The sequence below is a fragment of the Pseudomonas sp. R15(2017) genome, from assembly GCF_002112685.1.
In the GTDB taxonomy this organism is placed as follows: domain Bacteria; phylum Pseudomonadota; class Gammaproteobacteria; order Pseudomonadales; family Pseudomonadaceae; genus Aquipseudomonas; species Aquipseudomonas glycinae.
Genome location: NZ_NEII01000007.1, coordinates 193,755 through 219,820 on the forward strand (window position 1 = coordinate 193,755; position 26,066 = coordinate 219,820).

Annotated in this window: 20 protein-coding genes and 1 tRNA gene; 7 read left to right on the plus strand and 14 right to left on the minus strand. The window is 60.9% G+C overall.

The features are described 5' to 3' along the window. Positions 1-60 precede the first annotated feature (60 nt). A complete protein-coding gene (gene uvrB, locus CAF77_RS16195; protein ID WP_064378824.1) occupies positions 61-2,076 on the minus strand; it encodes an excinuclease ABC subunit UvrB in 2,016 nt (671 codons plus the stop codon). Between the two features lie 336 nt (positions 2,077-2,412). Between uvrB and CAF77_RS16200 the strand changes: the two genes are divergently transcribed. Both CAF77_RS16200 and CAF77_RS16205 read left to right on the plus strand, forming a co-directional pair. After that, positions 2,413-3,609 (plus strand): amino acid aminotransferase, encoded by a 1,197-nt coding sequence (locus tag CAF77_RS16200; RefSeq protein ID WP_039770139.1) that lies wholly within the window; start codon positions 2,413-2,415, stop codon positions 3,607-3,609. Positions 3,610-3,721: 112 nt separating this feature from the next. Then, positions 3,722-3,922 carry a hypothetical protein gene (locus CAF77_RS16205; protein WP_007956421.1) on the plus strand — a complete coding sequence of 67 codons (201 nt, stop codon included), beginning with the start codon at positions 3,722-3,724 and terminating at the stop codon, positions 3,920-3,922. Here CAF77_RS16205 and CAF77_RS16210 read toward each other — a convergent pair. Beyond that, positions 3,919-4,149 carry a hypothetical protein gene (locus tag CAF77_RS16210; RefSeq protein ID WP_085655209.1) on the minus strand — a complete coding sequence of 77 codons (231 nt, stop codon included), beginning with the start codon at positions 4,147-4,149 and terminating at the stop codon, positions 3,919-3,921. The genes CAF77_RS16205 and CAF77_RS16210 overlap by 4 nt on opposite strands. 228 nt (positions 4,150-4,377) lie before the next feature. On the opposite strand from CAF77_RS16210, the gene CAF77_RS16215 reads away from it, so the two are divergent. Continuing rightward, a tRNA-Asn gene (locus CAF77_RS16215) sits at positions 4,378-4,453 on the plus strand. A 121-nt stretch (positions 4,454-4,574) separates the two neighbouring features. Here the strand turns inward: CAF77_RS16215 and CAF77_RS16220 are convergent. Further along, entirely contained in the window at positions 4,575-6,095 is a 1,521-nt protein-coding gene (locus CAF77_RS16220) for a nucleobase:cation symporter-2 family protein (RefSeq protein WP_085655210.1), read from the minus strand. Between the two features lie 347 nt (positions 6,096-6,442). Here CAF77_RS16220 and CAF77_RS16225 point away from each other — a divergent pair, with 347 nt between their 5' ends. Then, positions 6,443-6,772 carry a BrnA antitoxin family protein gene (locus tag CAF77_RS16225; protein ID WP_085655211.1) on the plus strand — a complete coding sequence of 110 codons (330 nt, stop codon included), beginning with the start codon at positions 6,443-6,445 and terminating at the stop codon, positions 6,770-6,772. Between the two features lie 3 nt (positions 6,773-6,775). Here CAF77_RS16225 and CAF77_RS16230 read toward each other — a convergent pair whose 3' ends face one another. The 4 genes from CAF77_RS16230 to CAF77_RS16245 all read right to left on the minus strand — a co-directional run bounded on the left by CAF77_RS16230 (position 6,776) and on the right by CAF77_RS16245 (position 11,023). Then, on the minus strand, positions 6,776-7,603 hold the full coding sequence (locus CAF77_RS16230; protein WP_064378821.1) for an arylamine N-acetyltransferase: 828 nt from the start codon (positions 7,601-7,603) through the stop codon (positions 6,776-6,778). Between the two features lie 101 nt (positions 7,604-7,704). After that, positions 7,705-8,499: an exodeoxyribonuclease III gene (locus CAF77_RS16235; protein ID WP_064378820.1), complete on the minus strand. Its 795-nt coding sequence runs from the start codon at positions 8,497-8,499 to the stop codon at positions 7,705-7,707. A 75-nt stretch (positions 8,500-8,574) separates the two neighbouring features. Next, positions 8,575-10,017, minus strand: coding sequence for a mechanosensitive ion channel family protein (locus CAF77_RS16240; RefSeq protein WP_064378819.1), 1,443 nt, complete (start codon positions 10,015-10,017; stop codon positions 8,575-8,577). Between the two features lie 139 nt (positions 10,018-10,156). Continuing rightward, on the minus strand, positions 10,157-11,023 hold the full coding sequence (locus CAF77_RS16245; RefSeq protein ID WP_064384030.1) for a pirin family protein: 867 nt from the start codon (positions 11,021-11,023) through the stop codon (positions 10,157-10,159). 222 nt (positions 11,024-11,245) lie between these two features. Here CAF77_RS16245 and dkgB point away from each other — a divergent pair, with 222 nt between their 5' ends. Continuing rightward, the gene (gene dkgB / locus CAF77_RS16250; protein ID WP_085655212.1) at positions 11,246-12,049 is read left to right on the plus strand and encodes a 2,5-didehydrogluconate reductase DkgB; all 804 of its coding nucleotides are present in this window, start codon (positions 11,246-11,248) and stop codon (positions 12,047-12,049) included. A 4-nt stretch (positions 12,050-12,053) separates the two neighbouring features. On the opposite strand, the gene CAF77_RS16255 is transcribed toward dkgB, so the two are convergent. The 7 genes from CAF77_RS16255 to CAF77_RS16285 all read right to left on the minus strand — a co-directional run bounded on the left by CAF77_RS16255 (position 12,054) and on the right by CAF77_RS16285 (position 22,580). Next, a complete protein-coding gene (locus tag CAF77_RS16255) occupies positions 12,054-15,266 on the minus strand; it encodes an ATP-binding protein (RefSeq protein ID WP_085655213.1) in 3,213 nt (1,070 codons plus the stop codon). Positions 15,267-15,276: 10 nt separating this feature from the next. Then, complete coding sequence (locus tag CAF77_RS16260; RefSeq protein ID WP_064378816.1) at positions 15,277-15,903, minus strand: response regulator transcription factor; 627 nt, start codon at positions 15,901-15,903, stop codon at positions 15,277-15,279. A 108-nt stretch (positions 15,904-16,011) separates the two neighbouring features. Then, entirely contained in the window at positions 16,012-16,446 is a 435-nt protein-coding gene (locus CAF77_RS16265) for a hypothetical protein (RefSeq protein WP_064378815.1), read from the minus strand. Positions 16,447-16,555: 109 nt separating this feature from the next. Continuing rightward, a complete protein-coding gene (locus tag CAF77_RS16270) occupies positions 16,556-17,272 on the minus strand; it encodes an MgtC/SapB family protein (RefSeq protein WP_064378814.1) in 717 nt (238 codons plus the stop codon). Between the two features lie 54 nt (positions 17,273-17,326). Further along, the gene (mgtA, locus tag CAF77_RS16275) at positions 17,327-20,026 is read right to left on the minus strand and encodes a magnesium-translocating P-type ATPase (RefSeq protein ID WP_085655214.1); all 2,700 of its coding nucleotides are present in this window, start codon (positions 20,024-20,026) and stop codon (positions 17,327-17,329) included. 600 nt (positions 20,027-20,626) lie between these two features. Further along, on the minus strand, positions 20,627-21,964 hold the full coding sequence (locus tag CAF77_RS16280) for a lysine N(6)-hydroxylase/L-ornithine N(5)-oxygenase family protein (RefSeq protein WP_085655215.1): 1,338 nt from the start codon (positions 21,962-21,964) through the stop codon (positions 20,627-20,629). 133 nt (positions 21,965-22,097) lie between these two features. Next, a complete protein-coding gene (locus CAF77_RS16285) occupies positions 22,098-22,580 on the minus strand; it encodes a sigma-70 family RNA polymerase sigma factor (RefSeq protein WP_064378811.1) in 483 nt (160 codons plus the stop codon). A gap of 333 nt (positions 22,581-22,913) precedes the next feature. On the opposite strand from CAF77_RS16285, the gene CAF77_RS16290 reads away from it, so the two are divergent. Then, the gene (locus CAF77_RS16290; RefSeq protein ID WP_064378810.1) at positions 22,914-24,086 is read left to right on the plus strand and encodes an efflux RND transporter periplasmic adaptor subunit; all 1,173 of its coding nucleotides are present in this window, start codon (positions 22,914-22,916) and stop codon (positions 24,084-24,086) included. Further along, complete coding sequence (locus tag CAF77_RS16295) at positions 24,087-26,060, plus strand: MacB family efflux pump subunit (RefSeq protein WP_085655216.1); 1,974 nt, start codon at positions 24,087-24,089, stop codon at positions 26,058-26,060. Positions 26,061-26,066 lie beyond the last annotated feature (6 nt).

The following is a 26,066-nucleotide window of genomic DNA, read 5'->3' on the forward strand; positions in this document are numbered from 1 at the left end:
CCTTGAGCGGACGTAGAGCGTCCAGGGCTGCATTCCCACGCGGAGCGTGGGAACGATCCGTTAAACGGTCAACAGCCGCTCACGCAGCTTGGCAATTTCGTCGCGCATCTGCGCTGCCGCTTCGAATTCCAGGTCGCGGGCCAGCTGGTACATCTTCTCTTCCAGTTGGCGGATGCGCTTGGTGATCTCGCTCGGCGAGCGCAGTTCGGCTTCGTATTTGGCGTTCTCTTCGGCGGCCTTGGCCATGCCTTTGCGCTTCTTGCTGCGCGAACCGGGCACGGTGGCGCCTTCCATGATGTCGGCGACGTCCTTGAACACGCCCTTCGGCGTGATGCCGTTGGCCAGGTTGAAGGCGATCTGCTTTTCGCGACGGCGCTCGGTTTCGCCGATGGCCCGCTCCATCGAACCGGTGATGCGATCGGCGTAGAGAATCGCCCGGCCATTGAGGTTACGCGCCGCCCGGCCGATGGTCTGGATCAGCGAACGCTCGGAACGCAGGAAGCCTTCCTTGTCCGCGTCGAGAATCGCCACCAGCGACACTTCCGGCATGTCCAGACCTTCACGCAGAAGGTTGATCCCCACCAGCACATCAAAGGTGCCGAGGCGCAGGTCGCGGATGATTTCGACCCGCTCGACGGTGTCGATGTCCGAGTGCAGATAACGCACGCGCACGCCGTGATCGGCCAGATAATCGGTCAGATCTTCAGCCATACGCTTGGTCAGCGTGGTGACCAGCACTCGCTCCTCCAGCGCCACACGCTTGGTGATTTCCGACAATAGATCGTCGACCTGAGTCAGCGCCGGGCGTACTTCAACCTGCGGGTCGACCAGACCGGTCGGGCGCACCACTTGCTCGATCACCCGACCTGCGTGTTCGGCTTCGTAGTTGCCGGGCGTGGCCGAGACGAAAATCGTCTGTGGGCTCACCCCTTCCCACTCGTCGAAGCGCATCGGCCGGTTGTCCAGCGCCGACGGCAGGCGGAAGCCGTACTCCACGAGAGTTTCCTTACGCGAGCGGTCGCCCTTATACATCGCGCCGACTTGCGGCACGCTGACGTGGGATTCGTCGATCACCAGCAACGCATCGGCCGGCAGGTAATCGTAGAGCGTCGGCGGCGCCGCACCGGCCGGACGACCCGACAGGTAGCGCGAGTAGTTTTCGATGCCGTTGCAGTAGCCGAGTTCGAGGATCATCTCCAGGTCGAACCGGGTGCGCTGCTCAAGACGCTGGGCTTCCACCAGTTTGTTGTTGTTGCGCAGGTATTCCAGGCGCTCCTGCAACTCGACCTTGATCCCCTCGATGGCGTCGAGCAGGGTTTCCCGGGGCGTCACGTAGTGGCTCTTCGGGTAGAAGGTGAAGCGCGGCAGCTTGCGGATGACTTCGCCGGTCAGCGGGTCGAACGCAGAAATGCTCTCCACCTCGTCATCGAACAGCTCGATGCGGATCGCTTCCAGGTCGGATTCCGCCGGGTAGATGTCGATCACATCGCCGCGCACACGGAAGGTCGCACGGGCGAAATCCATGTCATTGCGGGTGTATTGCAGGTCGGCCAGGCGCCGCACCAGCGCACGCTGATCGAGCTTGTCGCCGCGATCGACGTGCAAGACCATTTTCAAATAGGTTTCCGGGCTGCCCAGACCGTAGATGCACGACACCGTGGTGACGATGATCGCGTCCTTGCGCTCAAGCAATGCCTTGGTCGCCGACAGCCGCATCTGCTCGATATGGTCGTTGATCGACGCATCCTTCTCGATGAAGGTGTCGGACGACGGCACATAGGCTTCGGGCTGGTAGTAGTCGTAGTAGGAAACGAAATACTCGACTGCGTTGTTCGGGAAGAACGACTTGAACTCGCCGTACAACTGCGCGGCCAGGGTCTTGTTCGGCGCCAGCACCAGCGTCGGACGCTGCACCTGGGCGATCACGTTGGCGATGCTGAAGGTCTTGCCCGACCCGGTAACCCCGAGCAATGTCTGGTGCGACAACCCGGCTTCGATGCCTTCGACCATCTGGCGAATGGCTTCGGGTTGATCGCCGGCGGGGTCGAAACGGGTGACGAGCTGGAATTCAGACATAAACACCTCTGGAATCGCGACGCTGCGGACAAACCGCAGCACCACGAGAATGACCGCAAACGACCGATGTCGCGCAAGGAAAAACGTAGATTGTGCTGAATGTGGAGCCGATTGCCTCGCCTTTCAAGGCAAACGTCCTACATCCGGTAAAGTCTCCGACAGGTTCATTCGACTAACGGTCGAGAAATAATCGGAAAAACTTACCTTAAAAGCCGAATCGCCTGTCGCCATTGATCGATGATGGCCTCTATACTAGCTCCCCGTTTGTGCACCGCTCTAGTGCATTCGGCTGGAGCGCCACACGTCCCTCCACTCTCCAATAGAGCTGCCGTAAAAATGAGCCTGTTCTCCGCTGTCGAAATGGCACCCCGCGATCCAATCCTGGGCCTCAACGAAGCATTCAACGCCGATACCCGGACCAACAAGGTCAACCTCGGGGTGGGTGTGTACTGCAACGAAGAGGGGCGAATTCCACTCCTGCGCGCCGTCATCGAAGCCGAAACCCTTCGCGCCGCTCAGCACGCCTCCCGTGGCTACCTGCCGATCGACGGCATCGCGGCCTACGACCAGGCCGTGCAAAAGCTGCTGTTCGGCAATGATTCGCCACTGCTGGCAGCCGGCCGCGTTGTCACCACCCAGGCCGTCGGCGGTACCGGCGCACTGAAAATCGGTGCCGATTTCCTCAAGCAACTGCTGCCCAATGCCGTCGTGGCGATCAGCGACCCGAGCTGGGAAAACCACCGCGCGCTGTTCGAAACCGCCGGTTTCCCGGTGCAGAACTACCGCTACTACGACGCCGCCACCCACGACGTGAACCGTGCCGGCCTGCTGGAAGACCTCAATGCCCTGCCGAACGGCTCGATCGTTGTGCTGCACGCTTGCTGCCACAACCCGACCGGCGTCGACCTGAGCCCGGCGGACTGGAACAACGTGCTGGAAGCGGTCAAGGCCAAAGGTCACGTGCCGTTCCTCGACATGGCTTACCAGGGTTTCGGTGACGGCATCGCCGAAGACGCCGCTGCCGTGCGTCTGTTCGCTGAATCCGGCCTGACCTTCTTCGTATCGAGCTCGTTCTCCAAGTCGTTCTCGTTGTACGGCGAGCGCGTCGGTGCACTGTCGATCATCAGCGAATCGAAAGAAGAAAGCGCCCGCGTACTGTCGCAAGTCAAACGCGTGATCCGCACCAACTACTCCAACCCGCCGACCCACGGTGCAAGCATCGTTGCCGCTGTGCTGAACAGCCCGGAACTGCGCGCTCAGTGGGAAGCCGAACTGGCTGAAATGCGCCTGCGCATTCGTGGCATGCGCGAGCAGATGGTTGCTCTGCTGGCGAAGAAAGCCCCGCAGCGTGACTTCAGCTTCGTCGGTCGCCAGCGCGGCATGTTCTCCTACTCCGGCCTGACCACCGAACAGGTTCACCGCCTGCGCAACGAGTTCGGCATCTACGCCCTGGACACCGGCCGCATCTGCGTCGCCGCGCTGAACCAGAGCAACATCGAAGCCGTGACGGACGCCATCGTTCAGGTCATCTGATCCGGCGTGGCAATAAAAACGGGAGGCTTTCGGGCTTCCCGTTTTTTATTTGTCTGAAGAAAACCCGCCATACCCTCTAGACTGCACACAGACGATATTTCAGAGAGACAACATGAAAAACGATGACCTGCGCGCCGACCGTGATGATCTGGATGACTTCATCCCCCGCGCCCCGGCCAAGCGCGGCAACAACCTGGTGCTGCAAGTCGCGGCCGGGGTTTTTCTCGGCGGGCTGGCGCTGTGGCTGGTGCAACTGGGCGCAACGATGCTGTACGCCAAACTGATGCTCGGCACCTTCACCTTCGGCGGTTAAACCAGCTCCGCTGCACGCTGAGTCGCCGCGTCGTCATAAACGACGTAGAGCGATTCGGCGATCTGGCTCTTGATGGCCTTGGTGCTTTCCAGGCCGAGGACAAAACCTTCGGCCTTGCCGCCTGCGCGGTTCAGCTCTTCAGCCGTGGCGGCCTGGGTGATCGCGTCGAAGAGTTTTTCGGCGTGCGGGCCGACGCCTTTGGGCAGGCTGATTTGTGCGGTGCTCATGCGAACACCTCGACAGGACAATGGGTGAGGATGGGACTATTCATGGCGCATACCTTTTCGGCGAATGGCCGGCAGCGCGTGTGACCACTTCCGGGCGGCCATGGTAGACCTCTGCTACGGTTCTGGTAACCGCCAATCGCCGATAAACCGCCGCCCGTCCTGACCTTTCCAACAAATTTACATCTCGCGCTTGACTAGTCTTTTTAAATCAGTAACATACGCACCAATTCCGCAATAGCTCAGTTGGTAGAGCAAGTGACTGTTAATCACTGGGTCCCTGGTTCGAGTCCAGGTTGTGGAGCCAAATACAAAGCCCCTGAATCGAAAGATTCAGGGGCTTTTTTGTGGGCATTGAAAAAGCCAGCGCCATAAAAAGGGCCGATCAGTTTCGCAACTGATCGGCCCTTTTCATTCAACTACAACGGTCAGACGTGTTCGCTGCTCTTGGCATGTACCTTCGGCGCGCCATGACCGTGATCCGAATCCGGATCGATCACCGGCACTTCATTGCCGTCGCAGTCATGCAGTTTGCCGTCGCTGAAGTAGTCACCTTCACGCAGCGCGGCCAGATCGCGATAACGTAAGGTCCGCTCTTCTGCTGCCGCAAACACCGACTGCTGATCCGAGTTGCCCGCCGTGAAATGGTTGAACGCCAGGTTCAGCAAGATCGCCATGATCGCTGACGAGCTGATGCCCGAATGGAAAATGGTCGCGAACCAGCTCGGGAAGTGATCGTAGAAGTTCGGCGCGGCGATCGGGATCATGCCGAAACCGATCGAGGTGGCGACGATGATCAGGTTGACGTTGTTGCGGTAATCGACCTTGGACAGCGTGCGGATACCACTTGCCGCCACGGTGCCGAACAGCACAATACCGGCGCCGCCGAGTACCGAGGTCGGCACGGCTGCAATGACCCGGCCCATGAACGGCAGCAGGCCGAGGATCACCAGGAAGATACCGCCGGTCGCCACCACGTAGCGGCTCTTGATCCCGGTCACCACCACCAGCCCGACGTTCTGGGCGAAGGCGCTTTGGGTGAACGAGCCGAAGATCGGTGCAAACATGCTCGACAGCATGTCCGCCCGCAGGCCGTTGCCCAGACGCTTGGAGTCGACCTTGGTGCCGATGATTTCACCGACCGCCAGGATGTCCGCCGAGGTTTCCACCAGGGTCACCATGACCACGATGCACATCGACAGGATCGCGGCGAAGTGGAAGGTCGGCATGCCGAAATGGAACGGCGTCGGGAAGCCGAACATCGGGCCTTGGGTGACATTGGAGAAGTCCGCCATGCCGAGGAACACCGCCAGCACCGTGCCGATCACCATGGCCAACAGGATCGACAGACGCGAGATGGTGGAACTGCCGACCTTGCTCAGCAGCAACACCAGCACCAGCGTGACCGCCGCCAGACCGATGTTCTGCATGCTGCCGAAGTCCGGGGCGTGACTGTTGCCGCCCATGGCCCAGCGTGCGGCCACCGGCATCAGCGTCAGGCCGATGGTGGTGATCACGATGCCGGTGACCAGCGGCGGGAAGAACTTGGTGATTCGCGAGAACACCGGCGTGATCAGCAAGCCGATCAGCGACGCCGCAATCACCGCGCCGAGCACCGACTGGAAGCCGCCCTCCCCGCCACTGCTGACAATCGCCACCATCGTGGCAACGCCGGAGAACGATACGCCCTGCACCAGCGGCAACTGACAGCCGAAAAACGGTAAACCCAGGGTTTGCAGCAGCGTGGCCAGCCCCCCCGCAAACAATGAAGCAGCAATCAACAGACCGATGTCCGCCGGCGAAAGCCCGGCGGCCTGACCGATGATCAGTGGCACCGCGACGATACCGCCATACATGGTCAGAACGTGTTGCAGGCCGTAAGCCATATTCGCGCCGACCCCGAGATTCTCGTCCTCGGGCCGTTGGTGTGAAACATGGGGCGTTTTCATGGTGGGGGAGTTCCCTGGTTTTTGTTATGCACACACTGTATGCAAGAGTCAGGACAAATGTCCATAGACTTGTATACAACTTATCAGTCACATAATGGTTAGCTAGCCACCCAACGTTCTATCCCGCTGCTTTCATCCCCCACAAATCCGGCAACACATCCCCAATCGAGTGCACGTTTTATCCGCCTGGGCTGAAGTGTTCATGGCGACCGACGGCGCGGTCGCACCCTTTTATACATATAAAGTATGCATAATGAAGTCATTCAAGATTCAGTTCGACAAAAGCAAGAATGCTGCCAACGCATTCGAGCCCAGCGAGCGATGGCAACTTTGCGCAGAGGTGATCAATGAAAGATGGATACAATTTCAGCGACGGTAAACGCGGCGACATTGCTCCCACCAAGGGTAAAACGCGCATCACCATCATGCTCGATGACGCGGTGATCGAAGCCGCGCGCGAGGTCGCTGAAAGCGAGGGGTTTGGCTATCAGACGGTAATCAACAACACCCTGCGCCATGCATTGCTTAACAGCCGTGGGGCAGCTGTTGAACTCGAAGATTCAAGCGGGCAATTCAAGCAAGGCATCACCGCCACCGACCTCAAGAGCCTTGAGAAAAAACTGTCGGCGGCCGTGAACGAGATCCGGCGGGTACTGGAACCGGACGTCAAACCGTAGCGTTCAAACTGGCCGAATCAAGCGCGCCAGAGCCTCTCGCGCACCGAGCTGGTGCGGCAGGCGCAAGCCGAATTCCCGTTCCAGCAATTCGATCAGTTCATCGACATCCGTCACTTCACGCCGCTCGCTCTCGGCGCCGATACGGTGGATCGCGAAACTGCCGTTGTTCAAGGTGCGCCGCCAGCCGTCGCCCGTACGCGCCACCATCAGGCGCTGGGCAAATGGTGAGTCCGGGTGGGTCGAGACGTACCAATTGCCGAGGATGTAATCGATGTCTTCCTGGCGCTGCAGATCGAACAGATACATCGGCCGCCATTCGCCAGCGACTCTGGCCCGCAGCATGTAGCCATCGGCCTGCACTTCGATGCGATACGGTTCGTGCGGCGTGGATTGCTCGGCGTCGGTATCCAGCACCAGCGGCGCGGTCGGGACCATGCCGCCGAAGCCGACGTCGGTGATGTAGCGCACCCCGTCAATGGTCACCAGGCTCAAGCGATGGGTGCGCGCGGTCCAGCTGCCTTCGGGCTGATTCATGACCACGCGCCCGCTGATCCCCCGCGCATCGAACCCCAGCTCGAGCAGCAACGCCAGGAACAGATTGTTCAGCTCGTAGCAGTAACCGCCACGGGCGTTGTACAGGACCTTGCGCTCAATGGAGGGCAGATCGATCAGGACGGGTTCGCCACTGAGCGTCGACAGGTTTTCGAAAGGAAAGGCGCCGGTATGGCGCAGTTGCAACAGGCGCAGGGTTTCAAGGGTCGGCGCCGGGGGCGCATCGAATCCCAGGCGTTGCAGGTACTGTTGCAGATTCGTCAGGCGTGACTCGCTCATGGCTGGGTCCTTTTGCATGGGGGCGCGGATCGTTCCGCCGATGGTCGCCATGTATACGGGATCCGGGCATCGAATCGACAATTGAATTAACCAATCACCGGCTAGCGTCTTTTACGCGAATCGATGCGAATCCACGTCGGCGCGTGGTCGCTGGCATGCGGTTCGTTGCGCACCCAGGCATCCACACCGGCCTTGTGCAGATAAGGGCTCAGTGTCGGATTGAGCAGCAGATGGTCGATCCGCAGCCCGGAGTTCTTCTGCCAGTGCTGACGGAAATAGTCCCAGAACGTGTACAGCCGATCTTCGGGATACAGATGCCGCAAAGAGTCCGTCCAGCCCTGATCCAGCAGGCGCTGGAAGCACTCGCGGCTCTCCGGTTGCAACAACGCATCCTTGAGCCAGGACCGGGTGTTGTAGATATCCAGATCGGTGGGGACTACGTTGTAATCGCCGGCCAGCACCACCGGGTGATCGCTGCTTCGCAGATCCCGGGCGTATTTGATCAGACGCTCGAACCAGGCCAGCTTGTAGTCGAACTTCGGCCCAGGTTGCGGATTGCCATTGGGCAGATACAGGCACCCCACCAACACCCCATGCACCGCCGCTTCGAGGTAGCGGCTGTGTTTATCGTCGGGATCGCCGGGCAAACCGCGCCGGCTCTCCAGCGGTTGCGCATCGCGGGCAAGAATCGCCACCCCGTTCCAAGACGCCTGACCGTGCCAGATAGCGCCGTAACCGGCGGCCTCCAGATCGGCGGCAGGAAACGCGCTGTCCACCAGTTTCAGCTCCTGCAAGCAGACGATGTCCGGCTGCTCGCGCCTGAGCCATTCCAGCAGATTTGGCAGACGGGCACGCAGGCCGTTGACGTTGAACGTGGCAATGCGCATTTTTTTCATCGTCCGGGCTCCTGCCATTGACCGATAGAACCTGTGACACCGATTCCCCCGCGACGGTTGCGTTGGATCCTCCTTTTACACGCGATTGCGCAGCCATTGCAGGAAGCCTTTCTTCGGCGCCGCTACCGGCGTTTCTTCGGTCAGGGATTGCGCCTTGTGCAGGCGGAAATCGAGCAGCGCCTTCATCGCATCGTTGATGTCGTGACGGGCATCGAGGCACGGCTTGAGATAAGACTTCTCGATGCGGTACAGCGCGCAGAAGGTCTTGGCGGAGAAGTCGGCCGGCAATGAGGTATCGGACACAATCCCCGCCTCGCCGATCACTTCGCCCGGCCCCATCCGTCCGGACTCGAACGGCGTGCCGTGGCGCTTGAGCGTCACCGAGACCACGCCGGACTCAATGATGAACAAGTGATCGCTGACCTCCCCACCCGCCAGAATCATCTCGCCGGCACGGAAGGTTTGCAGGGTCATGTTCTGGCTGAAGGTTTCTTTCTCCTCCTGACGCAGGGTGGAGAAAATCGGCGAGCTGTCGAGCAACGCCCGAGGTCGCGAGAGATTGCTCGGAACACCCGGTTCATCACTCGACAGCAGATTGACCCCGGACGCTTGCAGATGCCGGTAGGCCAGGTCGAACAGCTGATTGCGCACCACGCGCTTTTCACTCATCGAGGCGACGAACCCGCTGATTTCATATTCGGTGCCTGCACTGCTGGAGCTCTTCAGCGCAACACTCGGCGCGGGGTTCTCCAGCAGTTGGCGACAGCCCTGCATCGCGCGCTCCAGGGCATCGATCACCGAACTCGGCCGCGCATGGGGGCTGACCTGCACGCTGACGGCAACCCCGAACATGTTGCTCGGCCGGCTGAAGTTGATGATCTTGGCCTTGGCCGCCAGCGAGTTGGGAATCACCGCCATGCTGCCCTGACTGGTTTGCAGGCGCGTGGCGCGCCAGTCAATGTCGGTGACCCGGCCTTCGGTGCCGTCGATGGAAATCCAGTCATCCAGTTGATAAGGCTTGGTGGTGTTGAGCACGATCCCGGAAAACACGTCACTCAAGGTGCTCTGCAGCGCCAGACCGACGATGATCGCCAACGCACCGGAGGTCGCCAGCACGCCTTTGACCGGCAGATCCAGCACATAGGCCAGCGCCGCGATGATCGCAATCAGGAAGATCACCGCACCCAGCAGATCCTGCAACAACCGCCCGGTATGCCCGACCCGCTGCATCATCACCGCGCCGATCAACACCGTCAGAGTGCGCGCGCCGAACAGCCACCAACCAATCTGCAAACCGGTCGCCGCCAGATGCAACGGCACGTTGTCGGCCCACGGCGCAGGCTCCATCGGGTTGAGCCCTTCGTTGAACAGCAGGATGCTGAACAGGGCGAAAATCAGCACCCGCACCAACAGTTTCCACGCGCTGCCGTGGGCGCTGATCAGACGCCACAGACCGAGATCGATCAGGATCAGGATCAAGGCGCAAAACAACGGATGATCGGTGAGCAGAGACAGCATCAAACAACTCCGACAGGGGCCAGTCGCGAGAAGATCGCACAGATTGGGCTCAGTGTAGGAGTAATTGATTTGGCGGGATGAGCGCCACTGCGCGTGCGCAAAAAAAACCGGCAGGCGCACGTGGCGCCTGCCGGTTTTTTCAGCCGTGCATCTGGCCGAAGCGACCGGACTGGAAGTCGGCGAAAGCCTGGTGGATTTCCTGCTCGGTGTTCATCACGAACGGGCCGTGACCGACGATCGGCTCGTCGATCGGCTCGCCGCTGAGCAGCAACACTACCGCGTCCTGGCTGGCTTCGAGGGTGATGCGATCGCCATCACGCTCGAACAGCGCCAGTTGCCCTTCGCGCATCGACTCCACACCGTTGATCTGTACCGAACCCTTCAACACCACCAGCGCGGTGTTACGGCCTTCGTGCAGATCCAGCGTAAGCAGCTTGCCGGCGTTCAGGCGCAGGTCCCACACATCGATTGGCGTAAACGTGCGGGATGGGCCCTTGTGACCGTCGAACTCACCGGCGATCAGGCGCAGGCTGCCGGCACCGTCCTTGAGCGCGATTTGCGGGATATCACTGTCCAGGATGGTCTGGTAACCCGGCGCGGCCATTTTGTCCTTGGCCGGCAGATTCACCCACAGCTGCACCATTTCCAGATTGCCGCCGGTTCGAGCGAAGTTTTCCGAGTGGAATTCTTCATGCAGGATGCCGGAAGCCGCCGTCATCCACTGCACATCGCCCGGACCGATGGTGCCGCCGCTGCCGGTGGAATCACGGTGCTGCACTTCGCCTTCGTAAACGATGGTCACGGTTTCGAAGCCACGGTGCGGATGCTGCCCCACGCCACGGCGCTCAGTGGTCGGGGTGAAATGCGCAGGCCCGGCATGATCCAGCAGCAGGAACGGGCTGATGTGCTTGCCCAGGTTGTCGTAGGAAAACAGGGTGCGCACCGGAAACCCATCGCCGACCCAGTGGCCGCGAGGGCTGGTGTAGATACCGATCAGTTTTTTCATGGTGGGCTCCGAAATCAGGTTGATCATGGGCTGATCATAAATTCGCCACGTATTTAGCACTAGTCAGCCAAAACCGTCCTCATCGTTCTACTGATGGAACGATGATCGAACTCGGTGATTCGTGCTTTTCAGTCAACAGTACTTTGCCCCGACAGCGGTTTTTCCCAAGGAATCAGACGCGGATACTCCTGCCCATTCCCACTGCAACCCTGGAGTTCCTGCATGTCTGTTCCCGCTTTCGGTCTTGGTACGTTTCGCCTGCAAGGTCAGGTGGTCATCGATTCGGTGAGCACTGCCCTTGAACTGGGTTACCGGGTCATCGACACCGCACAGATCTACGAAAACGAGGCCGACGTCGGCGCAGCCATCGCTGGCAGCGGCATTGCCCGTGAAGAGCTGTTCATCACCAGCAAGATCTGGATCGCCAACTTCGCCAGGGACCGCCTGATCGAAAGCCTCAAGGCGAGCCTGCAAAAACTGCAGACCGACTACCTCGACCTGACGCTGATCCACTGGCCGTCGCCGGAAGATCAGGTGCCCGTCGAAGAGTTCATGGGCGCGCTGCTGGAAGCCAAACGCCTGGGCCTGACCCGGCAGATCGGCGTGTCCAACTTCACCATCGACCTGATGAAACAGGCGATTGCTGCGGTCGGCGCGGAAAATATCGCCACCAACCAGATTGAACTGCACCCTTACCTGCAAAACCGCAAGGTCGTGGAATTCGCCCAGAGTCAGGGCATTCAGATCACGTCCTACATGACCCTGGCCTACGGCGAAGTGTTGAAGGATCCGCTGATCGTGCAGATCGCCGAGCGTCTGCAAGCCACCCCGGCGCAGGTAACCCTGGCGTGGGCGATGCAATCGGGCTACGCGGTGATTCCGTCGTCGACCAAACGCGCCAACCTGCAAGGCAACCTCGGCGCCACCGCGCTGACCCTGAGCGACGCCGACATGGCGCTGATCGCCACACTGGATCGCGGCCATCGCCTGACCAGCCCCAAAGGCATCGCGCCGCAGTGGGACTGACCGATCAGGCCTGAAGCTGCTGCGCGAGGTCGCGCATGGCCACGCGCAGCGAATCGATGGCGGCCGTCAATGCCGCTGCGGGCTGATCGTCACGGCAGGCCTGCTCAAGTACCCGACACGCCGAGACCACGCGCTCGGCACCAATCATGTGCGCCCCGCCCGTGACGTGATGCGCCAGATCACGCAAGACATCACGATCAAGACCTGATGCGTCCAGACGCTGCAGGTCGAGGCGCAGACTGTTACGTACCTCCTCACGCAATTGTTCGATCAGCGGGTTGTCCGCGCCTGCCAGTTGCAACAGCGCACTCAGATCGAACTCGGCCACCGCCGACTCGTCCAGGCTCTCGACCTGCGTCTCTGCTCCGGCGGCCATCAGCGCCTGACTCAGTTCGCGCAACAGCACCGGCTTGAACAGGCAATCGTTCATTCCGGCCGCCCGGCAGCGCTGCCTTTCTTCGATTTGCGCATTGGCGGTAAATCCGAGAATCAGGCAGGGCGCCCTGCCCGTCGCGGCTTCTTCCTGACGCACCGCGCGCGTCAGCTCATAACCATTAAGCCCCTGCATGTTGATATCAGTGATCAAAGCATCGAACGATTGCCCGCGCCACAGTGCCAGCGCGCGCTCACCGCCATCGGTATCAACGGGGCGATGGCCGAGTTCACTCAACTGCCGGCACAACAGCAGGCGATTGACCGGATGGTCGTCCACCACCAGCACGTTCAGTGAATTTGTCATTGTTACCGCAGGTGCCGCTGCGTCCTTCTGCACCCGCGGCGCCAGCACTGGCAGCTCCAGTCGCAGCATGACCTGCGTCCCCCTCTGCGGCTCGCTGGTCACCCACAAATCGCCGCCCATCATCCGGCACAGATTGCGACTGATCACCAGCCCCAGGCCGGAACCGCTCTGCGCCACAGAGTGAACGTCGCCGACCTGGACAAACGGGCGGAACAACCGCTGCTGATCGTCGCGACTGATCCCCCGACCGCTGTCTTCAATGATCACGCCCACATCAATCTGCCCGTTCTGCTCGCCGAACACGCGCAAACACAGGCTCACTTCCCCGGCATCGGTGAATTTGATTGCATTGCTCAGCAGGTTCGACAGCACTTGCTTGAAACGCAGGGGATCGATCATCACCTCGACGTTGCTGCGCTCATCGAGCTCTACGTTCCACAATAAAGGCTTCTGTCGGGCCAGGCCTTCGAAGATCCGACACACCGACGCCACCACCTCGCGCAGGTTGGCGCGTTCGGGGGCCAGCGACAAATGTCCGGCCTCGATGCGGGCAATGTCGAGGATATCGCCGATCAATGCCAGCAACTGCTGCCCGGCGCTGGACGCCACTTCGATCGCCTGGCGATCGGTCACGCCTTCATCGGCACGCTTGAGAGCCAGTTCAAGCATGCCGATCAGGGCATTCATCGGTGTGCGGATTTCATGACTCATGGTCGCCAGAAACGTGCTTTTGGCACGATTGGCCTCATCGGCCGCCTCCTTGGCCTCACGTAACTGCAACAACCATTGCTGGCGCTGGCGAATCTGCCGGCGCTGAAAGGCGATCCAGCCCAATGCCAGCAACAGCAGACCGGCGGCTACGGCAAACCCGCGCAATATCTGCTCTCGATGGCGCTGCCAATAGCTGTCCTGCAGCACCACGTTACGACTCCATCTCGCGACCAGACCGTCGATTTCCTGAGGTGCAATGCCCAGCAGCGCCTTGTTCAGAATCGACTGCAGCTGCGGGGCATCGGGCGCCGTGGCCATGGCGATCCGGGCCGGTTGATCCCCCAGCGTAGAGGCTATGCGCAAGCGCTCACGGTACTGGTGATCGATCTGATAACGCGCCACCAGCAACGAGCTCAATGTCGCATCGGCCCGACCATCAAACAGCGCCCGCGTACCGTCCGCCGGGCTCGGCAATTCGATCAGGTTGATCTGCGGCACGTGTTCCAGCAGGTAATCACGCAGCGGATTGCCGCGATAGAGCGCCAGACGTTTACCCGCCATCTCTTCGAGACTGCGCGGTGCCTGTGCCTTCGACTCGGTGATCAAGACAAAGGGACTGTTGGCGTACGAGCGAGTGAACAACATTTGCGTTTCGCGCTCGCGGCTCGGTGTCATCACCGGCAACAGGTCCAGCTCACCGTTTCTGAGTTGCTCGACCTGACGATCCAGAGATTGACCGCGCACCACCTCGAATGTCAGGCCACTGCGCTGACTGATCAGGTTGAGCAATTGTGCGACCAGACCACTGAAGCGGCCATCGGTGTCGAAGAATGTCAGTGGCGCAAAATCATCGACAGCGCCGACCCGCACCACCGGGTGCTGATCCAGCCATTGTTGCTCGCTGTCACTCAGGCTCACCCGCGACTGCGCCGCTATGTCGGCTCGACCGGCGCTCCAGCGCAGTTCCATGGCCAGGCGCTGCTCCATGGGAATGGCCAGCAGGGCCTTGTCGACCAGACGTTTCAAGCGGATGTTGCTGCGAGCCAGGGCAAAGCCGAACGGGTTGGCGTCGAGGCCCGAGGGCCCGGCCAGTTGCAGGTCGTTTTGAAAATGGGTGTTGATCAGGTAGCTGGCGCTGATGAAGTCGCCGAGGTAGAGCGCATCCCGACCGAACGCGACAGCGCCGAGGGCATCGAGAATCGAGCGGTAACGCTGCAGGGAAGCTTGCGGGTAAGCCTGCTCGATGGTCGAGGCTGGCAGGTAGTCGTCCACCATGGCGATTCGCTTGCCGGCCAGATCGCCAGGCAAAGGTTCGTCGAGCCGGGTCACCCACATCGGCTGATCCTCGGCGTAGGCACGGGACAATATCAAGTCCGGGTCGGCGAGTTCGAAGTTGTTCGACGTGCCCAGCAGATCCAGATCCCCGGCCTTGAGCGCCACCATGGCGCTTTCGCGGTCCGGATAGCACCAGACCTCAACAGCGATGTTCAGCACCTGCGCGATCGCATCGGCGTAATCAGCCGTGAGACCTTCCAGTTCATGGCGCTTGCGGGTCTGCTCAAAGGGGGGGTAATCCGGCCAGGAGGCACCGATGCGCAATACCGGATGCGCGCTCAGCCACTGTCTGTCCTGCTCATCAAGGCGAACCTGCACGCCTTCCAGGCGGGTGCGGGAAACGATTTCCAGCCTTTGAGCGCCCGTCGCCGCCTGCGCTGTGCCCGCAAGCAACAGCATCAGCAGCAGGACGCATCGCAACAGGCTCTTCATGCGGATCCTCTCAGAGCAAATGATTGCGCAGGGCAAACTCTCGCAATACCACCGATGACTTGATCCCGAGCTTTAGCATCAAGCGGGTCTTGTAGGTGCTGATGGTTTTGTGACTTCGGTTCATATCCTCGGCAATCTGCTTGTTCGATATCCCTCGAGCCAGCTCCCTCAGGATGTGCAATTCGCGGTCTGACAGTGACGCGATCAGCGTGCGTTCATTACTGTGCACCTCGGGTTGCCCTGTAGTGACATTGGGCAAGTCCAGGAAATAGCTATAGCCCGCGCGGACAGCCTTGATCGCGTTCTGCAACTGCTGCAACTCGGCTGATTTGGTGACAAAGGCCATTGCACCGGCACGTCGACAGCGAACCAGATAATGAACAGGATCGGCAGAGGTAAAAACCACGACCTTGCAGAGCAACCCGGTGGCCTTTATATGCTCCAGCGTTTCCAGGCCTCCCTGGCCCGGTAACTTCAGATCGAGCACGATCAGATCCGGCCCGTGCAAACGAACCAGAGACACCACCTCGCTACTGTCTGAAGCGACGTAAATCGGACTGTAGCGGAATGACTCCAGCACCATGCGAACGGCATTTACCACCACCGGATGATCATCAACGATCAATGCTGAACCCATGACCACTCCCGGTGCGAATACATAGTGATGACGCCACCGATCTTGCATGAACGGGACTATTGATAACTGCGCTACAACTGTTGCACGGTGTGCACGCTGAATCACCTGTCAGATCTGACAGTTGCGCGCCAGACTGATCTGTGATCGGACACGCGATGGGCGCCCGAACGAAGCCTCGACCGAGGTCATCAACTGTTCGATGGCGCGGATTGAGGGCAAAGGCGCAGGGCTGGTGATGATCTTTGTCAGAAAATGCTCGGGAACACGTGAGGAATCCGCCGGCTCACCGTAGATCAGCGCACGACGGACTTGTGGATTATCGAACAGGAACCCCCGCAGATCCGCGATCCCGGTCGCCAGCTCGGCATTAATCACCAGGACATCAAACGGCTGACAGCCGTAATCGACCAGCGTCAGCAGTTCGGCAAGGCTCTGTACCGGTGCAATGCGGTAGTAATCGAGACCATTGAACAGCCGCTCGATCTTCATCCGGTGAAAATGCTGCAGGTCGGCGATCAGGATGCGCAGGGTTTTGTCGGTCAACGTGAAAGTCCGGGTAGTTGCTCCAAGTGGCGGCAAGACTACCCAAGCATCGGGACACACTCTGTAGGACTTTTCCGAAAAACACAGTCATTCATCCGGATCGAATGTTTTATTCGGTCGTACTCGGACTCCAGAACGCCTGCACCACCAGCGCCGAGGTCGAGATTCGCGCCACCAGTGCGTCCAGCTCATCACCGTCCACCGAGGTGGTTGCCAGCGTCGCTTCGATCTCGATTTCATCGGCACCGAAGGCGTGCACATCGACATCGCTGGCCGGGTAATTGCTGCGTTCCAGCTCGGCCTCGAGCAAGGCGAACACGGCTTTCTGCTGCGAGCGCCGGGCAATGACATAAACGATATTGGTGACTTCTGCCGACACCACGTCCAGCGGCTGACGGTTGATGTTGTTGACGATCGGCCGCAGCAAGGTATTGGCGGCGAGCACGAACAAGGTGCCCAGCACCGCTTCGGCCAGCAGGTCGGCACCGGCACAGGCACCGACGGCTGCCGAGGTCCAGAGCGTGGCGGCGGTGTTGAGCCCGCGTACGTTGCCCTCTTCGCGCATGATCACCCCGGCACCGAGAAAACCGATGCCGGAGACCACATACGCGACCACCCGCACCGCGCCTTCGGCACCGGCGAGACGGTTGGCCATGTCGACGAAAATCGCCGCGCCGACCGCCACCAGCACGTTGGTGCGCAAGCCGGCCGTGCGTTGCCGGTACTGGCGTTCGAAACCGATCAGGCCGCCGAGGATGAATGCCGCGCTGAGGCTGACCAGCGTGTCGAGCAATGAGCTGAGGTTGAGATTGTTGATCGCTTGCATGTCGAACTCCTTGAAACCGCCCCCCTTGCTCCCACAAGGGGGGAATCTGTCCTGTTACTGCCAGCCGAACCGGCGGATGTAGAAGCCTTTCACGGCTTGGGTCAGCGCCATGTACGCCAGCAGGATCACCGGCAGGAACACGAAGTACATCGACGGCAGCGCCTGCAGTTTGAAGTAGTGCGCCAGCGGCCCCATCGGCAGGAAGATGCCCACGGCCATGATGATTGCGGTCATCACCAGCAACGGCATGGCCGCGCGGCTTTGCAGGAACGGAATCTTCGGCGTGCGGATCATGTGCACGATCAGCGTCTGGGTCAGCAGCCCCACCACGAACCAGCCGGACTGGAACAACGTCTGGTGATCCGGGGTGTTGGCATCGAACACGTACCACATCAAGGCGAACGTTGTGATGTCGAAGATCGAACTGATCGGCCCGAAGAACAGCATGAAGCGCCCGACGTCGCCTGGCTGCCAGCGTTGCGGCTGTTTCAGCATCTCGTCGTCGACGTTGTCGAACGGGATCGCGATCTGCGAAATGTCATACAGCAGGTTCTGCACCAGCAGGTGCATCGGCAGCATCGGCAGGAACGGAATGAACGCACTGGCCACCAGCACCGAGAACACGTTGCCGAAGTTCGAGCTGGCGGTCATCTTGATGTACTTGAGCATGTTGGCGAAGGTCCGGCGCCCTTCCAGCACGCCCTCCTCCAGCACCATCAGGCTCTTCTCCAGCAGGATGATGTCGGCCGCTTCCTTGGCGATATCCACTGCGCTGTCCACCGAAATCCCGATGTCTGCGGTGCGCAGCGCCGGGGCGTCGTTGATGCCGTCGCCCATGAACCCGACCACGTGGCCGTTGCCCTTGAGGATGCGCACGATGCGCTCCTTGTGCGATGGCGTCAGCTTGGCGAACACGTTGGTGGTTTCCACCGCCACGGCGAGTTCAGCATCGCTCATGCGTTCGATGTCGTTGCCCATCAGCAGGCCTTGCTGGGCCAGGCCCACTTCGCGGCAGATCTTGGCGGTCACCAGCTCGTTGTCGCCGGTCAACACTTTCACCGCCACGCCGTGTTCGGCCAGGGCCTTCAGCGCTGGTGCGGTGCTTTCCTTCGGTGGATCGAGGAACGCCACGTAACCGATCAGCGTCAGTTCCTGCTCGTCGCTCAGGCTGTAAGTGTCACGACCTTGCGGCATCGAGCGTGCCGCCACCGCGACCACGCGCAAGCCTTCAGCGTTGAATGCTGCGGTGACCTGACGGATTTTCGCCAGCAATTCATCGCTCAAGGCTTCGTCGACTTCACCGTGACGCACCCGGCTGCACACCGCCAGCACTTCTTCCACTGCGCCCTTGCAGATCAGTTGATGCGGCTGGCCGCGCCCTTCCACCACCACCGACATGCGCCGGCGATTGAAGTCGAACGGGATCTCATCGACCTTGCGAAACGCCGTACCGACCTTCAGCTCACGGTGGATTTCCACGTGTTCCAGCACCGCCACGTCCAGCAGGTTTTTCAGACCAGTCTGGTAATAGCTGTTGAGGTAAGCCATTTCCAGCACGTCATCGGAGTCTTCGCCCCAGACGTCGACGTTACGCGCCAGGAAGATCCTGTCCTGGGTCAGGGTGCCGGTCTTGTCGGTGCACAGCACGTCCATGGCGCCGAAGTTCTGGATCGCATCCAGGCGTTTGACGATGACTTTCTTGCGCGACAGGAACACCGCGCCCTTGGCCAGCGTCGAGGTGACGATCATCGGCAGCATTTCCGGGGTCAGGCCCACGGCAATCGACAACGCGAACAGCAGCGCTTCGGTCCAGTCGCCCTTGGTGAAACCGTTGATAAACAACACCAGCGGCGCCATGACGAACATGAAACGGATCAACAGCCAGCTGACTTTGTTCACCCCTTGCTGGAACGAAGTCACCGCGCGATCCGTCGCCCCGACCCGCTGCGCCAGCGCACCGAAATAGGTGCTGTTGCCGGTGGTGAGAATCACCGCCACCGCCGTCCCGGACACCACGTTGGTGCCCATGAACAGGATGTTGTCGAGCTCCAGCGGATTGCGCGTGTCACGATCGGCCTGACGCGGGAATTTTTCCACCGGCATCGATTCGCCGGTCATCGCCGCCTGGCTGACGAACAGATCCTTGGCGCTGAGCACCCGGCAATCGGCAGGAATCATGTCGCCAGCCGACAGCACGATCAGATCGCCGGGCACCAATTGCTTGATCGGCAATTCAGCGCGCGGCGCGTCCCGGCGCAGCACGGTGGCGGTGTTGCTGACCATCGCCTTGAGCGCGTCGGCGGCCTGGTTGGATTTGCTTTCCTGCCAGAAGCGCAACAGCGTCGACAGCACCACCATCGAGAAAATCACGATGGCGGCCTTGAGGTCTTCGGTCAGCCACGAGATCACCGCCAGCAAGGTCAGCAGCAGATTGAACGGGTTCTTGTAGCAGTGCCACAGGTGGGTCCACCACGGCAGCGGCTGCTCGTGCTCGACTTCGTTGAGGCCATGTTGCGCACGCAGCACATCGACTTCGAAATCGGTGAGGCCGTCGGTGTGAGTGCCGAGGTTCGACAGCAGCACACCGCTGTCGCAATGGGCAGCGTCCACCAGCGTATTGGCCAGGGTAGGCGGCACTTCACGGCTGACCGTGGTGTCGTTGAGGGTTTCCAGCAAGGCCAGGCGACGGAAATGCCGGGCGATGTGGCGGGTCCGCAGGAAGCCTGCGAAAAATTCCTTGAGCGTAAGTTTCATGGCTGTTGCCCCTATGGTCAGCCGGGAAACCGTCGAGCAGGTACGTCCTCGTCCCGGGCACCGGAAAACCGGCACGGCAAGGCGTGGCGCGCCGGTCAGGAAAGACAGGCGTGTCGATAGGGCTGCAATGACGACGATTAAGTCGACTTCACAGGCTTTTCAGTGTCGATGAGAAGGACGTCGGGACATGACCGGGACCGGTCATGATCGGGATGCCGCTGCTCGCTGTTCGGCGAGACAACGGCACAAAGGAATGCGCGTTATCTTGCCGAGAATCCGCCGGTTACAAGGACCGGCCGACAACTGTCACTCGAACAAGTACCCACTGTGGGTCTCCGCTATTGATGAAAACGCGCGAAGCTTACGCCCCGATGTCTGGAGAGTAAACCCGCAAAAGGAAGTGTGTCGGGGAATGTGTCGGGGAATGTGGCGGGTGTTCAGGAAGGGTTCAGGATTGCCCCCAAGATCGCCGAGATCGTTCCCACGCTCTGCGTGGGAATGCAGCCGGGGACGCTCTGCGTCCCATTGGAACGCGGAGCGTCCCTTGAGGCATTCCCACGCAGAGCGTGGGAACGATCAGTGTGGAGGCTGAAAGGATACTTAGCTGGCAGTCGCCAACAACAGATCCATCACCGAACGGCTGTGCCCGCGGTTCTTGCCATGCTCATACAGCGAGCCGGCAATTTCGTCCGCGCGGATCGGCAGGATCGACAGCAGTGTATCGCTCAGACCGTGGCTGGCCTGGCAGAAGCCCTGCATGTACAGACCGGCCTTGCAGCGCTCGTCGGTGATCAGTTTGTAATTGCGATCGACCTCGAAATCGCCCAGGTACTCCTCCAGCGGCGCCAGCAGTTTGCGGTGCATCTGACGCTCGTAACCGGTGGCCAGCACGACCGCGTCATAGGCTCGTACGGTGACTTCACCGGTGGCATTGTTGCGCACGGTCAGTTCAATGCCATGTTCGGTGGCAGTGGCTTTCTCGACCGTGGTCAGAGTGCGGAACGCATGGCGCGCAATCCCGGAAACTTTCTGCCGATAGAAGATGCCGTAGATGCGCTCGATCAGGTCGATGTCGACCACCGAGTAGTTGGTGTTGTGATACTCGTTGACCAGACGCTCACGCTCGCTGCTGTTCTGCTGGAAGATCAGGTCGGTGAATTCCGGCGAGAACACTTCGTTGACGAACGGGCTGTCATCCGCCGGCTTCAGCGCCGAGCCGCGCAGGATCATGTCGACCTGCACCGACGGGAACGAATCGTTCAGGTCGATGAAGGCTTCCGCCGCGCTCTGCCCGCCACCGATGATTGCGATGCTCATCGGCTGGTTGTTCACGCACGGCTGTTTGGCCATTTCCGCCAGGTACTGCGAGTGATGGAACACTCGGCCATCCCCCTTCAGCGCCTTGAACGCCTCGGGAATGCGCGGCGTACCGCCGGCGCTGACCACCACCGAACGCGCGGTGCGTACGAACTGCTGGCCGTCGGTGCCTCGCGAGATCACCCGCAGCGCTTCAACCTGATGGTTGTGCAGCACCGGCTCGATGGTCAGCACTTCTTCGCCGTAGCAGCTCTGTTCGGTGAACTGTGCAGCCACCCAGCGCAGGTAGTCGTTGTACTCCATGCGGCACGGATAGAAGGTGCCGAGGTTGATGAAGTCCACCAGACGGCCATGGTGCTTGAGGTAGTTGACGAACGAGTACGGGCTGGTCGGATTGCGCAGGGTCACCAGATCCTTGAGGAAGGAAATCTGTAGCTCGCTCTGGGTCGAGAGGGTGTTGCCGTGCCAGCTGTAGTTGGGTTGTTTGTCGAGAAACAGAACATCCAGTTCGCCCTGGGTCGGGCCGCGCTCTTGCAGAGCGATGGCCAGCGCCAGGTTCGAAGGGCCGAAACCGACGCCGATCAGGTCGTGAACGATGGGCGATGCAATTGCCTGTGTCATTTCCAGTGTCCTCTGGATGAACCCCCGAACAGCGCGGAGGAAGAGCTTGGGTGACCGGCCAGCCCGGAGCAGGACAGCAGGTCGTCTGTTGAGTAGGAACGAGGACAGTGAAATAAAATTTAACGACGACTTCTCAATGGGCATCCCATTGTTTGATTCGCAAGCGGCAATGTTTCATGGCGTTGACGATGTGCTTTTCCACCAGAGCCTTGGAAATCCCAAGGTGCTCGGCGATCTCGGGATGCGACAGGCCCTCGATCTTGCGCAACAGAAAACTCTCGCGGCACAGCGGCGCAAGCTCGGCCAGCGCACGCTGCAACATGTCCAGGCGCTGGCCATGATCGAGGGTGCTGTGGGGGGACGGGGTGAAATAACGCTCTTCGCTGTCGAGCACTTCCAGCGATTCGGCCTGACGCAGGGCATTGCGCCGATGGTCATCGATCACCAGGTTCAGCGCGGTGCGGTAAAGAAAGGCCCGGGGTTGCTCGATCGGGGTATCGCTGGAACGCTCCAGGACCCGCACATAAGCGTCATGCACCACATCTTCGGCCACCTGTCGGTTGCCGAGCCTGGCGTTCAGGAAACACACCAGCTCACGATAGTAGTTTTCCAACATGACTCCCGGCCGCTTGAGTGCGGGTTCTGTCCTTGAGCACACTGGCCTGCTCGCCCGCACGAGGCAGTAGCAGGATAGTGGCAACTTGAGGTGCGTAATTTATAGTAATTCTCATATAGATTTAAAGTAGTGTTTGTCATTGCCCGACAAATTGTGTCCGGCTATACCTTCAGATTGCTGTAACAACCTTTTTCACAGCTTAAATTCCGGTCGGCTTTCATCGTTTACAGGACAGCTCCCCGTGTCTGTCGCGCCCTGCGGCAGCGTTCAACGGTGCCCGATCCTGCGCACACCTCTGAACGACGGGCCGATTTCCACTGGCCGGAACCCTGCATGAAACGTCCCCGCCCCGCCCGACGCGCCCTGCTCGTAGTCCTTTGTCTGATCCCCGTTGCCGCCTACGCCGCCTGGCAGATCCTGCCGCCCGGGCGCGACAGGTTCGCCACCGTGCAAGTGACCCGCGGCGATATTGAAAGCAGCGTCACCGCCCTGGGCACTTTGCAACCCCGGCGTTATGTGGACGTCGGCGCCCAGGCCTCAGGGCAGATCCGCAAGATCCACGTAGAGGTCGGCGACGTGGTCAAGGAAGGTCAATTGCTGGTGGAGATCGATCCGTCGACCCAGAAAGCCAAACTCGACGCCGGACGGTTTTCTATTGAAAACCTCAAGGCCCAGTTACAGGAACAGAAAGCCCAGCACGAACTCGCGCAACAGAAATACCAACGCCAACAGAACCTGGCCGCTGGCGGCGCCACCCGCGAAGAAGACGTGCAGACCGCCCGCGCCGAACTGAAAGCCACCCAGGCGCGCATCGACATGTTCCAGGCCCAGATCCGCCAGGCCGAAGCCAGCCTGCGCAGCGATCAGGCCGAACTCGGCTACACCCGCATTTATGCGCCGATGGCCGGCACCGTAGTGGCCCTCGATGCCCGCGAAGGCCAGACCCTCAACGCACAACAACAGACACCGCTGATCCTGCGCATCGCCAAATTGTCGCCGATGACCGTGTGGGCCGAAGTTTCCGAAGCCGACATCGGCCACGTCAAACCCGGTATGACCGCCTATTTCACCACCCTCAGCGGCGGCCAGCGACGCTGGAGCAGCACCGTGCGGCAAATCCTGCCGGTGCCGCCCAAGCCCCTGGACCAGACCAGCCAGGGCGGCGGCAGTCCTGCCAGTTCCAGCAAAAGCGGCAGCGCCCGCGTGGTGCTCTACACCGTATTGCTGGATGTCGACAACGCCGACAACGCACTGATGGCGGAAATGACCACCCAGGTATTCTTCGTCGCCAGCCAGGCAAAAGACGTCCTCACCGCACCGGTTGCCGCCCTGCAAGGTACTGCCACGGCAAACCGGCAGACCGCGCAGGTGATCGCCGCCAATGGCGACGTGCAGTCCCGCGAAGTGCATACCGGCATCAGCGATCGCTTGAAAGTCCAGGTGCTTGAGGGCTTGAACGAAGGCGATCACCTGTTGATCGGCCCGGCCGACGGCAGCGGAGGCTGAATGCAGACGCCCCTGATCGACCTGCAGGCCATCCGCAAATCCTACGGCGGTGGCGACGCCCCTGAAGTGCATGTGCTGCGCGGGATCGACCTGTCGATCCACGCCGGAGAATTCGTGGCGATTGTCGGCGCGTCCGGCTCCGGCAAATCGACCCTGATGAATATCCTCGGCTGCCTCGACCGGCCCACCTCCGGCGAATACCGTTTCGCCGGGGAAAACGTCGCCGGCCTCGACACCGACGAGCTGGCCTGGCTACGGCGCGAAGCCTTCGGTTTCGTGTTTCAGGGGTATCACTTGATTCCGTCCGGCTCGGCCCAGGAAAACGTCGAGATGCCGGCAATCTATGCCGGCACCCCGGCCGCCGAACGCCACGCCCGCGCCGCCGCCCTGCTCGACCGCCTCGGCCTGGCATCGCGCACCGGCAACCGTCCACATCAGTTGTCCGGCGGTCAGCAGCAACGGGTGTCGATTGCCCGGGCGCTGATGAACGGTGGCCACATCATCCTGGCCGACGAACCCACCGGCGCCCTCGACAGCCACAGCGGCAAAGAAGTCATGGCGTTGCTCGACGAGCTGGCGAGTCAGGGCCACGTGGTCATCCTGATCACCCACGACCGCGAAGTCGCAGCGCGGGCCAAGCGTATCATCGAAATCCGCGACGGCCTGATCATCAGCGACAGCGCCCGGGACAACCTCGAGGCCCAGACGTCGGCCAACCCCGGCGCCCTGCAGGCCGTCGATCTGCGCAAGCGCCTGAGCGAAGGCGCACAAGCCTCCGGCGCCTGGAAAGGCGAGCTGGTGGACGCCCTGCACGCCGCCTGGCGGGTGATGTGGATCAACCGCTTCCGCACCGCGCTGACCCTGCTCGGGATCATCATCGGCGTAGCTTCGGTGGTGGTCATGCTCGGCGTCGGCGAAGGCAGCAAGCGCCAGGTCATGGCGCAGATGGGCGCGTTCGGCTCGAACATCATTTACCTCAGCGGATCAGCCCCCAATCCGCGCACGCCACCGGGCATCGTCACCCTTGATGACGTGGCAGCGCTGGCCAGCCTGCCGCAAGTCAAGCGGATCATGCCGGTGAACGGCGCCGAGGCCGGCGTGCGTTTCGGCAACGTCGATCACCTGAGCTACGTCGGCGGCAACGACACCAACTTCCCGGCGATCTTCAACTGGCCGGTGGTCGAAGGCAGCTACTTCACCGACGCTGACGAACGCAACGCCAGCGCCGTGGCGGTGATCGGCAAGAAGGTGCGCGACAAACTGCTCAAGGACGTGCCCAACCCTGTCGGCCAGTACATCCTGATCGAAAACGTGCCGTTCCAGGTGGTCGGGGTGCTTCAGGAAAAAGGCGCGAGCTCCGGCGATCAGGACAGCGATGACCGCATCGCCATCCCCTACTCCGCCGCCAGTGTCCGGCTGTTCGGCACACGCAATCCGGAATACGTGGCCATTGCCGCAGCCGATGCGCGCAAGGTCAAGGAGGCGGAACACGCCATCGAGCAATTGATGCTGCGCCTGCACAACGGCAAGAAGGATTTCGAGCTGACCAACAACGCCGCGATGATCCAGGCCGAGGCGCGCACGCAGAACACCCTGTCGCTGATGCTCGGCTCGATTGCCGCGATTTCGCTGCTGGTGGGCGGGATCGGGGTGATGAATATCATGCTCATGACTGTGCGCGAGCGTACCCGCGAGATCGGTATTCGCATGGCCACCGGCGCCCGGCAACGGGACATCCTGCGCCAGTTCCTCACCGAAGCGGTGATGCTCTCGGTGGTCGGCGGGATCGCCGGGATCGCCCTGGCGCTGATCGTCGGCGGCGTGCTGATGCTCAGCGAAGTCGCCGTGGCATTTTCCTTGATGGCGGTGTTCGGCGCCTTCGCCTGCGCCCTCGTGACCGGTGTTGTCTTCGGCTTCATGCCGGCCCGCAAAGCCGCCCGACTCGACCCGGTGACGGCCCTTACCAGTGAATGATCGATC